A 15,555-nucleotide genomic window follows, 5' to 3' on the forward strand; every position below is an offset into this window, starting at 1 on the left:
ATGCCCTCAAATGCTGACAAAAAGAATATTTTAAATCATAATTATAAGGACTGTTGTTTTACGGTGCAGATTATCTGGTCAAGCCGGATAATGACAAGGTGATAGCATTTACTGACAAAAAAACTGTCATTCCCGCGCAGCGACACGGGAATCCCTGACAAAGGAGGAACATTATGAAAAAACTGATTTTTTCTATTTTACCAGCATTTTTGTTCGCATTTATTTCGTGCATGAACATGAGCTCCGGCTCCGGCGAAAACGGCTCTGTCCGTGTTGTCCTGCCCGGAAGCGGTCGCGCCACATACACTTACAGCAAAAACAACGCCGACAAATTCATTGTGCGCCTTTATAATGACGACGACTTTGACCAAACCGAGAAAGGAACTGTGGGGGGGGGTAATAGAGTTTGGCGACCTGGAGCCGGGAAAATACACTGCCACAGCGGAAGCCTGGAACGCAGGCGAAAACATCCTTGAAGGCAGCGGAAGCACAGAGATTACCGTAAGAGCCGGTGAAACCACAGACTGCAATATTGCAATGATTCTTGAGGGGCAAACCGCGTACTATTCAAAGTATATGATTCTTACGGATTATTCCAACATAAAGAAACTTTATAATTACACAACAATGCAAGAAATATATATAGAAGGCCTTACTTTAGGTGAAGCCCCCTACAATCCCGTGGAAGATAGAGAAGGCAAAATATACTATATAAGAGATGACACTTTACATAGAAACGATGAGCCATTATTATCACAGATTGACGCATCAAATCTTATAAAAAACCCTCTTTATTATGACAGCACAACAGACAGCCTTTGGCTTGCATCATTTGGTTCTGACAAGAGTTCTGTGAATTTTTCAGTTTTCGAAAATCCATCGGCTGCGACATCAAAGCCAGATCCATACAAAATATCATACGATGGTAGCTATTCAAATATTACTTCTTGCCAAGCGTTTGCAGTCAAAGAAGATAACATTTACATTGCTTACAATAATTTAAATATTTTGCTTACAAAAAAAAATAATTCTAGTAATACAGAACCTAACATTACTCTTTCCAGCATTACTCCGGCTCTTTCCGGCGAAGTTACAGACATGGCGGTTCTTGAAGACGGAACAGTGGCAGTTCTTGTAAACGAAAAAAGTTTAAATCCTGCAAATCAATTTACTTTAAATGATGGTTGTACAGTATACAGCCGCGGCGCGCTCGTTCTTTTGTCTTCGGACTTGTCTAAAGTTGAAAAAGTTCTAGGCTGGACAGCTTCTCCAAGAACAATAAGCGCAACTGGTGAAGATACAAAAAATCCTGTAAAAGAATGGACATCAATCACTGCTTACATTCCAGATTATGCCGAGCGCAATTCGCACTTTTACGGGCCAATGCGCATTGTAGCAATCCGCCCTAAGGAGCTTGTGATTGCAGACTGCGGCGCAAACTTTGTCCTTGCTGACTACAAAGAGCATAGGCAGGGTAAGATGTTCACGCACAACAGGCTAATGACCGTAAACCTGCGCAACTTTGCCATAGGCTGCAAAAAAGAATTCAGAGAAGATGAGCTAAAATTCCAGAACCTTAGCATCAGTGGCAATATTGAAGTAAGCACAAGCGGCGACTGGAGCAATAAATACGTAGACGAAAAATAAAGCAACTATATTGCCCCTTATTTTTAAACATAGTTACTATATTTGCTCAACGGACTGGGTACGTTTTTTATCGTTGTTTTGACATTTCAGTGCTTTCTGTCATAAAAGCTGAAGTAATACTTCCTAAGACCCTGAGTAATACTTCCTAAGACCCGTAGCGATACTTCCTAAGAGGCTGAGTAATACTTCCTAAGACCCTAAGGAATACTCTCTAAGGGCCTTAGGAATACTTACTTCAGGTCTTAGGGATATTCACTTCAGGTCTTAGGAATACTCACTTCAGGAGTTAGGAAGTATTCCTTCAGCGGCAATGTTTTCCTCCCTCCAAAAGTTCCACTTTACGCAAGGTTGTTTTTTTCGTAAAATAACGTCCTATGGAATTTACTCAAGAGAAAATCGACTCGTTGACAGTCAATGAAGTTGAAATTATGAAAAAAATCGCTGAGGAGCTGAATATAAAAGTTCCTCAGGTAAGCGCGGTCATCAGCCTTGTTCAGGAAGGATGTACTATTCCTTTTATTGCACGTTATCGCAAAGAAAAGCACGGCTCTCTTGATGAGCTTCAGGTGCGTGAATGCGACCACTTGTTTACTTCCTATAAAAACCTGGAAGAACGCCGCCTTGAAATTGTAAAAGGCATATTTAACCAGAACAAACTCACTGAATCTTTGTACAATGCCGCAATGGGAGCCAAAACTCTTTCTGAGCTTGAAGACTTGTGGGCGCCATTTAAAAAGAAGAAAAAGACACGCGGAATGGTTGCGCAGGAAAAAGGACTTGAGCCTTTGGCAGATGCCATGTATGACCTTGATGACGCTGCTCTTCTTGAAAAGGCAAAGGAATTCATAAAGACAGATAACGAGGATTCGGCTTTAAATGTTGAAACTTCGGAAGATGCGATTGCCGGCGCAAAGGATATTGTTGCCGAGCGTGTTGCTCAGGATTCCAAGAACCGCGAAACAGTCCATTCGCTTTATATGGAAACCGGCTCAATTGTCACAAAAGGAATTGTTCCAGACGGACAGGATGCCGAGACTGTTGAAAAAACTTCTACATATAAAATGTACTGGGATTACAGCGAACCGTTGAATCAGGTTAAGCCGCATAGAATTCTTGCAATCAACCGTGCAGAACGTGAAGGCGCGCTTGAAGTTACAATTTCTGTTGATGTTGACGAGGCTGTAAAAGTTATTCAGAAAAAATACACAATTAACAACAAGGCTTTTTCTGAAGCTATTGAAGACGGAGTTGTGCGCCTTTTAAGCCCTGCTGTTGTGCGTGAAATCCGAAGCGATGAAACTGATGAAGCTGACGAGCATGGAATTGGAATTTTCAGTGAAAACTTAAAGAACCTCCTGATGACTCAGCCTATAAAAGGTAGCCGCGTTCTTGGTGTTGACCCTGGAATCCGCACTGGAACAAAATGCGCCGCCCTTGATGAAACTGGAAAATATCTGGGCTACTTTTTGATTAAGCAGGTTGCAGATCCAGAAGGCTCATATAAAGCAATCAATGATGCGATTGACAAGTACGATATTCAGGTTGTCGCAGTCGGAAACGGAACAGGAAGCCAGGAAGTTCAGGCGATTGTAAGCAAGGTAATCAGCGAAAATTATTCTGATGTTATGTATACTGTTGTTGATGAGTCCGGAGCCTCTGTTTATTCTGCAAGCGACATTGCCCGCGAGGAATTCCCGGAACTTGACCTTACAATCCGCGGCGCAATTTCAATGGGAAGAAGATTGCAGGATCCTCTTGCCGAGCTTGTAAAAATCGACCCGAAGGCAATCGGTGTTGGACTTTACCAGCACGATGTAAACCAGAAAAAACTTTCGGATACTTTGGATGAAGTAGTTGGCTCTGTTGTAAATCAGGTTGGCGTGAACTTGAACACTGCGAGCGCAAGCCTTTTAAAATATGTTTCTGGAATCAACAGTTCTCTTGCAAAAAAAATTGTTGCCTACCGTGATACAAACGGAAAAATAACAAGCCGCGAGGATTTGAAAAAAGTTTCGGGGCTTGGACCAAAGGCATTTGAGCAGTGCGCGGGATTCTTGAAAATTCCAGAAAGTTCAAATCCGCTTGATAACACTTGGGTTCACCCGGAAAACTACGAAGTTGCAAAAGAAGTTCTTCCGCTTGTTCAGAAAAAAGAAAAGATTTCCGCAGAGCTGAAAAAGCAGCTGGAAGAAAAATACAGTGTCGGCGAAACTACAATTAACGATATTGTTGAAGAGCTTGCAAAACCTAACCGTGATCCGCGCGACGGCTATCCTGCTCCAATCATGCAGAAAGGCGTTTTGAACTTTGAAGACCTCAAGGTTGGAATGAAAGTTACCGGCAAGATTAAAAATGTTGTTGACTTTGGCGCGTTTGTAGATATCGGTTTGCATGAAACTGGACTTATTCACATTTCTGAGCTTAGCGACAGTTTTGTTTCTGATCCAATGGACGTAATCAAGGTTGGCGATGTAAAGGAATTTACAATAATCGATTTGGACACAGACCGAAAAAGAATCAGCCTTTCATTAAAATCTGATGCTGCAAGCCGTCCTGCTGGAGGAGTTTCTTCTGGTGCAAAGAAAAAAGTTGTGGTTGTGAAAAAACATTCAGCTTCTGGGGAAAAGACTTCGTTCGATAAGAATAGAAAGCCTCGCCATGAAAAGCAGAATTTTGGCAGCGACGACGGAATGTACTATAATCCATTTGCGGCATTGCTCAAGAAGTAAAAAATGCTAAAAGCCTAAAAGCTTGTGCTTTGCAATGTGCATTTTTGGAACAAGTTTTTCAGGCTGACTGTAATAACAATTTGCCTTGGCTACTTTTTTAGGCGGCGGGGCAAATTGTTATTAAAAACAGATATTGCTATTGACACTCGCTGTTATTTTTCATATTATATAAGAACATATTACGACGCTGGGTAGAGCAGTTGGCAGCTCGTCGGGCTCATAACCCGGAGGCCGTTGGTTCAAGTCCAACCCCAGCTATAAAAAACTTCAGATTCGCTCTGAAGTTTTTTTTGTTTTAAATCCATCTGTTTGGACTTGAAGCGAAACTTGCGCCGACCAAATGGGAGGAAGAGCAGACAGGAAGTCTGCGTAAGCAAGTGAAGCCGGGCTGGAATATTGACGCAGGACGCGGAAATATGGAAGCCAAGTCCAACCCCAGCTATAAAAAACTTCAGATTCGCTCTGAAGTTTTTTTTGTTTTGAAACACTTGTCCTATGATAACAACCTTTTTTTCGTGCTATAATCAACGCAGAAATATTTTTTGGAAGAAACAATGACCGACTCAGAACTCAAAACCTTAAAAGACAACCTCTGGCACGCTGCAGATGTTCTTCGTGCCGGAGCACACCTTGCGGCAAATAAATACGGACAGCCAATTTTAGGACTCATCTTTTTGCGTTATGCAGACATTCTTTATAAACAGCACAAAGCAGAAATAGAGGCCGAATACAATAAATCAAAAGGTACGCGAGCCGAAAAATCCATAAAGGACATTTCAATCAAATACTGTGGCTTTTACCTTCCGCCAGAAGCTTACTACACAACAATTAACGATGCGCCCGATGATGCAAACAAAGCAACCCTTGTAAAAAAGGCGATGGAGACAATAGAACGCGAAAACGAAAAGATGGACGGAGTTCTTCCAAAAGAAGTGTACGGTCAGCTTGTGCCCGAAGAAGAACCGGAACTTCTTTCCAACATCATGCGCATCTTTATGGATATCCCCGAAAATATCAGCGTAGACCTCTTTGGCGAAATCTACGAATTCTTCCTTGGCGAGTTTGCCCTTCAGGAAGGAAAAGACGGCGGAACCTTCTATACACCTGCAACCGTAGTCCGCTACATGGTAGAAGTTCTCCAGCCACAGAATGGCGAAAAGAAAATCTTAGACCCTGCCTGTGGTTCCGGAGGTATGTTTGTTCAGGCAGTCCGCTTTATGCACCGCCATAACAAAGCTTCGGACGAAGTAATGAAATTCCGCTGCTACGGCGTAGAAAAAGAACCCGACACCGTAAAGCTTGCAAAAATGAATCTTCTTTTGAACAATGTCCGCGGTGAAATCGTAGAAGCAAACTCCTTCTATTCAGACCCTCACAACGCAGTAGGCAACTTTGATTACGTAATGGCAAATCCACCTTTCAACGTAGACGAAGTTGTTTACGACAAAGTAAAAGACGACCCGCGCTTTAACATCTACGGAGTTCCAAAGAATAAATCCAAAACCGCCAAAAAAGGCAGCGACAAAAAAGAAACAGTTCCAAACGCAAACTATCTCTGGATAAGTTATTTTGCAAGCAGCCTCAATCAGACAGGAAAAGCAGCCCTCGTTATGGCAAACTCCGCAAGCGATGCCGGTGGTTCAGAACTCGAAATCCGCAAGAAGATGATAGAAGAAGGAATCATCAGCCAGATGGTAACGCTCCCAAGCAATATGTTTTCTTCCGTTACACTTCCTGCAACCCTCTGGTTCTTCGACAAACAGAAAACTCAGGATGCTCAGAAAAAAGACAAAATCCTTTTTATAGATGCACGCTCAATCTTTACACAGGTAGACCGCGCTCACAGAAAGTTCAGCGACGAACAGATAAAAAATCTGGGAATCATCACCCGGCTCTACAACGGCGACACACAGGCCTTTAAAGACCTTATAGCAGAATACACCGCTGCCCTTAAAGCCGCACCAGAGACAAGCGATGACAAAGAAGTAAAAACAAAAGCCTACTGGCAGACACAGATAGACTGGCTCAACGAACGCTTCCCGGACGGCACCTACACCGATGTAATAGGCCTTTGCAAAGCAGCCACCATAGAAGGCGAAGACGGCATCCGCGATCAGGATTATTCCCTCAACGCCGGCCGCTACGTAGGAGTTGTAATCGAAGACGACGGCATGACAGAAGATGAGTTCAAAGCCAAAATACTGGGCCTCAACACCGAACTTACCGGCTTAAGCAAAGAAGCCGCAACTCTCGAAAAACAGATTGCAGATAATTTGAAGGAGTTGTTTGGGGAATGAAAAACGAAATTGCAATTCATAACAGTGAATGGATAAAAGATAAAATCTACACGGTTTGTGGTGAACAAGTGATGCTGGATTTTGAGCTGGCAGAAATCTATGGCTATGAAACCAAAGCCTTTAATCAGCAGGTAAAAAACAACATTGAGCGATTCGATGAGGATTTCAGATTTCAACTGACAGTCGAAGAATTCAACGAAATCTTGAGGTGCAAAAATTCCGCCTCAAACGAAATTTTGAGGTCAAAAAATTTGACCTCAAAAACGGAAAACCGCGGCGGACGACGATATATGCCCTACGCATTTACTGAGCAGGGAATTTATATGCTTATGACTGTTTTGAAAGGCGAACTTGCTGTTGCTCAAAGTAAAATACTAATCAGAATGTTCAAGGAAATGAAGCATTTTCTTCAGAACAACGCAAATATTTTTGCCGAAATCAACACAATAAAGCAAAATCTGCTCGAAACAAACGTCCATCAAAAAGAAGCGGACAAGCGAATTGACGAACTTTTTACGCTTATGGATAAATACAATGTGGAAGAAAAACAGGGCATATTCTTTCAGGGACAGATTTTTGACGCTTATGCAAAGTTTGAAAGTTTTATTGCACAGGCGAAAAAAGAAATTATCCTGATAGACGGCTATGTGGATTTGTCGGTTCTTGAGCGGCTTTCAAAAAAGCAAAGCGGCGTGAATGTAACGATTTACACCGACCCAAAAACGAAACTCACCGCACAGGATATTCAAAAGTTCAATGCACAATATCCAACGATGAGTGTAAAGCATACAACAAAAATGCATGACCGGTTTTTGATTGTTGACGGAAAGACTTTGTATCACATCGGCGCATCCCTCAAAGATTTGGGCAAGAAATGCTTTGCGTTTGAATTATTGGAGCCGTCACTTATTCCGGCAATTTTGCAGAATGTGTGATTATCACACGGATTTGATTTTGTTAACGTAAAATCAATGGAGAATTAAGATGGAAAATAAACTTTTATTACAAGCAAAGATTGTAAATGATTCGGAATACTCGACTTGGTTTGAAGAATTAAAAACTCGATACAAAAAAAGCCAAATAAAAGCGGCTGTAAAAGTGAACAGTGAGCTTTTGGAATTTTATTGGTCTCTTGGTCACGATATAGCAGCGAAAAAAGCCGAACAGAAATGGGGAAGCGGAATCATAGAAAGACTTAGCCTTGACTTTAAGAGTGCATTTCTAAAACAAAGCGGTTTTTCTACGACTAACCTTTGGTACATAAAAAAATGGTTTGTATTTTATGATAGTCATAAGGAAAAACTCCACCAGCTTGGTGGAGAATTCAAAAAATTATTTTTTTTCTGTTCCGTGGCGGCATCATATATGCCAACGATTGAAGAGATAGAAAAAGGACTTTCCGAAAATATTTATACGGAAAACTGAAAGATTGCCACACGGATTCGAGCCGCCTAACGGCGTCTCTGTGAAAACCGTCATCCTGAACTTGTTTCGGGAGCTATAAAAGAGAATTAGGATAATGAAAGTGAAATATATAAAACTAAAAAAAATTGCGACATATCCAACAGGTAAACTCAATTCAAACGCTGCCGAAAAAGATGGTATTTATCCTTTCTTTACATGTTCACATGATATATATCGTATAAATAATTATGCTTATGACGGTGAATATGTTTTGTTAGGTGGTAATAATGCTACAGGAGATTTTCCAATTTTCTATTATAACGGAAAATTCAATGCTTATCAGAGAACATATTTAATTCAGCCAATAGATACTAATCAATTCGATACTCGCTATTTGTTTTATTCAATTGGTTTAAAATTAAAGTTGATGCAAAGTAATGCAGCCGGAACTGCAACAAGATTTTTGACGCAACCAATTCTTGATAATATAAATATTGAATATAGACCTCTCCCCACACAACAAAAAATCGCCTCAATACTATCAGCCTACGACGACCTAATACAAAACTACAAAAAGCAGATAGAAGCCCTGCAAACCGCCGCCAGCGAACTCTACAAAGAATGGTTCGTCCGCTTCCGCTTCCCAGGCTGGCAAAATGCAAAGTTTGAAAATGGAATACCAGAGGGGTGGTCTATTTGTCGCTTAAAGGATTTTGGAAAAGTAATAACAGGAAAAACACCACCAACAGAGAAAGAAGAATATTATGGTGGAGATGTTATGTTTGTAAAAACTCCTGATATGCATGGAAATATGTTTGTTCAATCAACTTCTGAATATCTATCAAAACTAGGATGTGAATATCAAAAAGCACAGTATTTACCAGAAAATTCAATTATGGTTTCTTGCATTGGAACAGGAGGAATAACTGCAATAAATGCTTATCCTGCAAACACAAATCAGCAGATTAATTCAATTATTTTGAAGGATAAGAAATATCTACCATGGTTATATTTTACAATTTCAAACATGAAAGAAACCATCGAAATGTTTGGAAACACAGGTACGACCATGACAAATTTAAGCAAAGGAAAATTTGAAAAACTTAAGGTTGTAAAACCTGAACATTCAATAATTCAGACATTTGAAAATAAAGTTTCACCTTTATTTGAACAAATAAAGAATCTGAATAAGCAAATCACCAACCTAACCCAACAGCGCGACCTGTTGTTACCACGCCTCATGAGCGGTAAACTGGAGGTATTGAAATGATTAGCTCTTGGTTTAATGAAAATAATATTTACTCTTCTAAAACGCGAAATTATTTTAAGGAAGTAATAAGTTCATATAACAATGAAAATTTCCGTTCAGCAATTGTTATGCTTTATTCTACTGTAATTTCTGATTTAATAATAAAATTACAAGAGTTAAGAGATTCTGATGGAGATAAAAAGGCTCAAACAATTCTTTCGCAAATTGAATCAAAACGTATTCAGAAATCTAGTAACGGAACGCAATATGATTCTAGTTGGGAACGAGAAATTGTCGATAAGATTGCAAAAGAAACAGATTTAATTGAATCTCATATCAAAATTAAATTAGATCATTTGCATGACATTAGAAATCTTTGTGCGCATCCTGCCTTGAGTTCTGAATATGAACTCTACCAGCCAAGTAAGGAAGAAACCGTTGCATTTATAAAAGAATTGTATCAAGAAATTCTAGTTAAGCCCCCATATTACATTGGTAGCGTATTCGATAAATTGACAGATGATTTAGTCATTCAAAAACAAAATTTTCATGATGATTATGATACTCTGAAATTCTATCTAGAAAAAAGATATTTCAATAGAATGTCAGATAAAATGTTCTTAATGATTTACAAAAAATTATGGAAATTCATTTTTATGAAAGACGAGGATCAACAATGTATTGATAACAGAGATATTAACTTAAAATGTATTCGAGTTATGCTCAATTTAAGAAAAGAGTTGATTTTCAAAGAAATAAAGGGTGATGAATCCTACAGTGATTTTTCACCTAATCCTGAAAAATGCGATTTACTAATTGATTTATTTATAAGTATTCCAAAATTATATGAACAATTCTCACCTTTATTAAGAGAGACTTTTGAAACAATGTTGCCAGATTTACCTGCAAGAAAAGGTGTTTTATCATGGTATATTCACAAAGATTTCGATGAGTATTATACATGGTTAATAAATGATGAGGCAATTAATGGCGAAACAGGTTATTCACGACCTATTGTAGATGCTTTGAGTACATACTTTAGTAATAATGGAATGGATATAGAGTGGATAGATTATTCCATTCTGCATTTTTCTAAAAGTGGTTCTTTTGATTCTGCAGATTCTCGTTTCAATTTATTTATACTTCCAATTCTTAATAAAATAAGCAAAGATCAATTGATCGTATTAATGAAAGGAATAAATGATAATTTCCAAGTATATAGGCGAGGTAGAAGTTGGTCAGATAACACAAAAATTGTGAATGAAACCTCAAAAAGATTTCAATTGGATGATTCATTTTTCTCCGATTATCAAAATTTCAGGTATAACAAAGATATTGATGAGGATGATTTCTAATGATTAAAAAGATATTATCAGATGACGCCATAAATTCTTTTGAAGATGATTTATTAAATCGTAGTAGTTTTGTCGAAAATCTTTCTTCTTCTCTGCTTTCATGGAATGATAAGAAATCATTAGTAATTGGCCTTTTTGGAAAATGGGGCTCTGGTAAAACTTCAATTATAAATCTGTTAGAAAAACAGTTGTCTTCCGGAAAAGAAGAGAAATCGTTAAAAGATAAGAAAAAATCTCCAATTGTAATCAATTTTAATCCATGGGGATATTCTGAAACAGAAGATTTATTAGAACCATTTATCCGACAGATTCAAGCAACATTAAAAGGACCTGATAAGATAAAAGGATTTGGAAAGAAATTAGAGTTATATTTGAATTTAATCAAATTAACTCCTACAAAACAATCGATGCTTTCATTCTGGTCAGCGATAACAATGGTTTTATCTTTTGTAGGAATAAGCTTGCCTCAATTGCTTCCAAATCTTTGTAAGGAAATAAAAGATACTGCAAAATGGGTATCACCTATAACACTAATAGTTTCCTTTATTATTATTGTGTGTAATATCGTTCTTTCTGTTATTAAGATTCGAAATAAAAATTTAGATGAATCTGTTTCAAAAATCAAAACAGATATTGGTAACATCTTAGAAAAAGAAAATAGAAAATTAATCATAATTATGGATGATATCGATAGATTATCATCACAAGAAATAAAACAACTTTTTAGAATTGTCCGCTCAAATGCTGATTTTCCAAACACAATATATCTGCTTTCTTTTGATCGAGAAATTGTCGAAAAAAGTTTGGATATTCAAAATAGAATTGATGGTAGAGAATACTTGGAAAAGATTATTAATATTGAATATGATTTGCCTTCAATTCCATCATCTACATTAAGCAGAATTTTAATGGACGAATTAAAAAATATTGCCCAGAATTTTACTGAAGATCAGAATTCGATTTTTGGAATAGAAAATACAAAATGGGCTTATGTATATAATTCGATAGTTTCAAATCTTACAACTATTCGTGAAATCAAAAGATATGTAAATGCTGTAAAATTCAAATTATCCCAGTATATAAATAAGGGTGTTTTAGAAATTAATCTTATAGATTTTCTTGCTACCGAGTTTATTCGTTTGAAATTTCCAGAGTATTATGACTTTATTAGAGATAATAAACTATGGTTTATTACTTCTAAAGAAAACCTAGAATATAAGCTCCCAAACAAAAAAGAAAAATATGATAAATGGTTTGCAGAAAGTTTTAAGGAATCATATACAGAAAATGACAAAGATTGTTTAGATTGCATCTTAGCTCAAATCTTTCCAGCTATTAGATATTGTTCAAAAAATGTATCAAGTATCCTGACCCCAACTTCGTATTATAATAATGATAAATATTGTTCCATTGCTTCAGAAAAATTTTTTGATGTGTATTTTAATCATGTGCCAGGCATTCCTAAGAATGATTGTTCAAATTATGATGTTCAGTTTGTTAAATCATTATCTAACAATTATGATGAATTGAGTAAAACATTTAGACAATATATCAAAGATGAAAAAATCTTATCTTTATTGCAATTATTGGAAAGCAATTCCCTTTCAGGCTCATTTATTATAATAAGCCTCAGATTTAGACACGGAGGAGAAAAAACAACGAATTTGTGCTAAGGTCAAGGTAGGACAAATTCATGGGAAGAAAAAGAAAGGATTTTTCAGACAAGTTCAAACTCGAAGTTGCAAAAGAGGCTCTTAAAAAGAGAGCTAAAGAGGCGGAGGTCGCTGCAAAGTACAGCATTGCACCAAGCACACTGTCTGAATGGATGGAGCAGTTTCTGGAAGGAAAACTTGAGACAGACGAACAGAAAGCCCTCCGTGAAGAGAATGAAAGGCTACGGGCAAAGCAGGATGAAATGCTCGCCTCATTAGGAAAGAAACAGCTCGAGGTTGACTTGCTAAAAAAAAAGCTTCATCTGGACTAGCATCATGGCAGCTTGTTCAAAAAGATATGCATGACAAAAATGGAGTCGGGCTGTCTGTACTTGAACAGTGCCGGATACTGAAACTTCCACGGGCAACTTACTATGAGCGCTGCAGATTTGAAGCAGAACGACAGAAAAAGAAGGCTGGGGAAAACAAAACAAGGTTCAATCGTGCAAAAATTGTAATCAATGAGTGGTCAACTCACAGTACCTATGGTTACAAAAAGATGTCAAAGCATCTGAAAAGACTCGGGTACGACTGGGCTGGAGAAAAGTTTATCCGCAACCTGTACAAGGAACTTGGAATCAAAGGCCAGAAGCCTGTCTTCAAGACCACAAGAAGCGGAAAAGCGCCATACGGAAAGTTCCCGTACCTCTTGCGGAACAAGCTCATCGCGTTCCCGAACCAGGTAATGGCGACAGACATCACTTACATCAAGACTCCATGGGGCATGATGTATTTTACGGCCGTGATTGATTTGTACAGCCGGAAGATTCTGAGCTGGCGGCTCTCGGACAGCATGAGGACAGATTTCTGCCTGGAATGCGTGAGGGAAGCCTTTGAGAAATACGGGGTTCCGGCAGTATTCAACACGGACTGCGGTTCCCAGTATACCAGCGGAGAGTTCATCGGGCTTCTGAAATCCTACAATGTTGAAATCAGCATGGACGGAATCGGAAGATGCAAGGACAACATCTTTGTAGAGCGAACCTGGCGTACTTTGAAATATGAATGGATTTTTCTCCGGGATTACAGATCCGAAGAAGAACTCCGGAAACTGCTTGGAGAATTCGTGAGGTTCTTCAACAATGAAAGAATTCATCAGGGCTTGGATTACAAGACTCCTGACGAAGTATACAGGGAAGGAAGTTTTCCTTCGGCAATCATCAACAAGATGGCTGCATAAAATTCGTTATTTTTCAGACAAAATGTCTGGACAAAGGGCTTAGCTTATATTGAAGAAAAGAATTATGTACCTTATTTTTCAGCATTATTTGATATTGCAGAAGAACTTCCTGATGGGAATGATTTTTGGAATTTTGGCAGTGATACCACTGTTTTTAGAATTTTTTACTTCTTAATAAAAGAAAAAAGTAAGGAACAGAATTCTGAATTATTGAAAAAACTCATAGCAAACACAAAAGACATTTATATGTTTATTCATATTCTTTATATGGATAAAGAATGTATTGAAAAAAAGAATTTCCACCAAATGATAACAACAGAAGATTCTTATAATGAACTAAACCTCTTGCTATTACAAAAAATCAAAGATCGTCAAGATTCTTTAATGGATCGTAAATTTTATACTAGAATTTGTTTTTATTGGAATACACAAGACACAGAGTCTTTTAAAAAATATGCAAGTAAAAAAATGGAATCAGATAATGATTTCTTAACAGTTGTTGATAAAATGATTTATACAACTAAATCTATCACAGGAAATCAGGTTTTTGAAAATACAAGATTTAATTATGATGCTTTAAAATTATTTTGTAATTTAGAAGAAGCAAAAGATAGAATAGAATCAATAATTAATATGAATGAAGAATTATATAAAAGTCATAAAAAAGGATGTGATCTTTTTATTAGATTTTATGACTGTCGAGATAATGACTTTATACCACCAATAATAGAGTAAGGATTTTTTCATTTCCCAAAATTGCAAATTTATCGTTTTTGCGAAACAGAATAGAAGAAAATAGGGGAAATCAGCGGTAAATTTCCCCTATTTTGTGCAAATACACATTTCATGCACAAAATATAAAAAATATTGTGCACGTCTTGACAATATGCGCAAACAGACGGAAAATATAGTTAATGACTAAACTTCCATACAACATTGATTTTGATGATGTTCAGATACTCAAAGCCCTTAATAACGCCAATCATAAACTTGGGCAGCTTAATGGGGCGATTAATTTGTTGCCAAATCCTTATGTTATTTTTAATGCTATCACATTAGGCGAAGCTAAGGAATCTTCGGAAATAGAAAACATTGTTACTACTTTTGATGAGATTTTTAAGGAGATGTCTTATTCAAAAACAAATCCCGCATCAAAAGAAGTCTTAAATTATCGTCAGGCAATGCTCAAAGGCTACAATCTTGTAAAAGAAAATGGATTTTTGAGCGTAAATCATATAATTCAGATTCATCACATTGTTGAGCCAGAAGCAGGAGATTTACGAAAGCTTCCTGGAACAGTGATTATGAATACAAAGACTGGTGAAACACTGCATACTCCACCACAGAATTATGAAGAAATTTCTGACTATCTTACAAATCTTGAAAAATATATAAACATCAAAGATCTGGAAGATACGGATGCAATTTTAAAAATGGCAGTAATTCATTTTCAGTTCGAGTCCATTCATCCATTTTATGACGGCAACGGTCGAACAGGCCGTATGATAAACGTTCTCTATTTAACACTTGCAAAAAAACTTGATATTCCGATTTTGTATTTAAGTAAATATATAAACCAAAATCGCCAAAAGTATTATGAATTGTTAAATGCTACTCAGCAGGATTTATCAAAAATAAAAGATTTTATTCTGTTCATGATTCAGGGAATTTATGAAATGTCAGATTTTACTCTAAATTTTATAAATTCCTTTATGAAAACAATGAATGATGCGTCTAATCTGATTAAAGATCGATGTCCAAAGATTTATTCACAGGAACTTGTTGAGCATTTATTTTTTGATTTTTATACCAAAAATGAATTTCTTTGCGAAAAACTTGGTATCAGCAGAAATACTTCAAGCAAGTATCTGCACGAACTGACAGAAGCTGGAATTCTGATTGAAGAAAAAGTTGGCAAAACAAAATTATATAAAAATGCATTCTTGTACAATTTGATCAGGTTATGGTAGGAGTAGCAGTTT

Annotated in this window: 13 protein-coding genes and 1 tRNA gene; all 14 read left to right on the plus strand. The window is 37.3% G+C overall.

What is annotated here, in order from left to right:
* Positions 1–173: 173 nt before the first annotated feature.
* The 14 genes from TRESU_RS14540 to TRESU_RS01050 all read left to right on the plus strand — a co-directional run bounded on the left by TRESU_RS14540 (position 174) and on the right by TRESU_RS01050 (position 15,543).
* Positions 174–476, plus strand: a complete 303-nt coding sequence (locus TRESU_RS14540) for a hypothetical protein (protein ID WP_245535682.1) — start codon at positions 174–176, stop codon at positions 474–476.
* Entirely contained in the window at positions 364–1,647 is a 1,284-nt protein-coding gene (locus TRESU_RS00985) for a hypothetical protein (RefSeq protein WP_148228226.1), read from the plus strand. Before TRESU_RS14540 ends, TRESU_RS00985 begins: the two co-directional genes overlap by 113 nt.
* A 374-nt stretch (positions 1,648–2,021) precedes the next feature.
* Positions 2,022–4,376 carry a helix-hairpin-helix domain-containing protein gene (locus tag TRESU_RS00990; protein ID WP_013700467.1) on the plus strand — a complete coding sequence of 785 codons (2,355 nt, stop codon included), beginning with the start codon at positions 2,022–2,024 and terminating at the stop codon, positions 4,374–4,376.
* Between the two features lie 185 nt (positions 4,377–4,561).
* A tRNA-Met gene (locus TRESU_RS00995) sits at positions 4,562–4,634 on the plus strand.
* A 296-nt stretch (positions 4,635–4,930) separates the two neighbouring features.
* Entirely contained in the window at positions 4,931–6,673 is a 1,743-nt protein-coding gene (locus TRESU_RS01005) for a type I restriction-modification system subunit M (RefSeq protein WP_013700468.1), read from the plus strand.
* Positions 6,670–7,608 (plus strand): ORF6N domain-containing protein, encoded by a 939-nt coding sequence (locus tag TRESU_RS01010; protein WP_013700469.1) that lies wholly within the window; start codon positions 6,670–6,672, stop codon positions 7,606–7,608. The genes TRESU_RS01005 and TRESU_RS01010 overlap by 4 nt, the downstream gene beginning before the upstream one ends.
* 49 nt (positions 7,609–7,657) lie before the next feature.
* Positions 7,658–8,098 (plus strand): DUF1016 N-terminal domain-containing protein, encoded by a 441-nt coding sequence (locus TRESU_RS01015; RefSeq protein ID WP_013700470.1) that lies wholly within the window; start codon positions 7,658–7,660, stop codon positions 8,096–8,098.
* Positions 8,099–8,192: 94 nt separating this feature from the next.
* Positions 8,193–9,347, plus strand: coding sequence for a restriction endonuclease subunit S (locus TRESU_RS01020; protein ID WP_013700471.1), 1,155 nt, complete (start codon positions 8,193–8,195; stop codon positions 9,345–9,347).
* Entirely contained in the window at positions 9,344–10,681 is a 1,338-nt protein-coding gene (locus TRESU_RS01025) for a hypothetical protein (protein ID WP_013700472.1), read from the plus strand. The genes TRESU_RS01020 and TRESU_RS01025 overlap by 4 nt, the downstream gene beginning before the upstream one ends.
* Positions 10,681–12,354, plus strand: coding sequence for a KAP family P-loop NTPase fold protein (locus TRESU_RS01030; RefSeq protein WP_041611864.1), 1,674 nt, complete (start codon positions 10,681–10,683; stop codon positions 12,352–12,354). Before TRESU_RS01025 ends, TRESU_RS01030 begins: the two co-directional genes overlap by 1 nt.
* Before the next feature lie 20 nt (positions 12,355–12,374).
* Positions 12,375–12,665 (plus strand): transposase, encoded by a 291-nt coding sequence (locus TRESU_RS15400; protein WP_013702691.1) that lies wholly within the window; start codon positions 12,375–12,377, stop codon positions 12,663–12,665.
* Between the two features lie 26 nt (positions 12,666–12,691).
* Complete coding sequence (locus TRESU_RS01040) at positions 12,692–13,573, plus strand: IS3 family transposase (RefSeq protein WP_041611865.1); 882 nt, start codon at positions 12,692–12,694, stop codon at positions 13,571–13,573.
* 267 nt (positions 13,574–13,840) lie between these two features.
* Entirely contained in the window at positions 13,841–14,308 is a 468-nt protein-coding gene (locus TRESU_RS01045; protein WP_148228227.1) for a hypothetical protein, read from the plus strand.
* A gap of 179 nt (positions 14,309–14,487) precedes the next feature.
* Positions 14,488–15,543: a Fic family protein gene (locus tag TRESU_RS01050; RefSeq protein WP_013700474.1), complete on the plus strand. Its 1,056-nt coding sequence runs from the start codon at positions 14,488–14,490 to the stop codon at positions 15,541–15,543.
* Positions 15,544–15,555 lie beyond the last annotated feature (12 nt).

Source organism: Treponema succinifaciens DSM 2489 (genome assembly GCF_000195275.1).
Lineage (GTDB): Bacteria > Spirochaetota > Spirochaetia > Treponematales > Treponemataceae > Treponema_D > Treponema_D succinifaciens.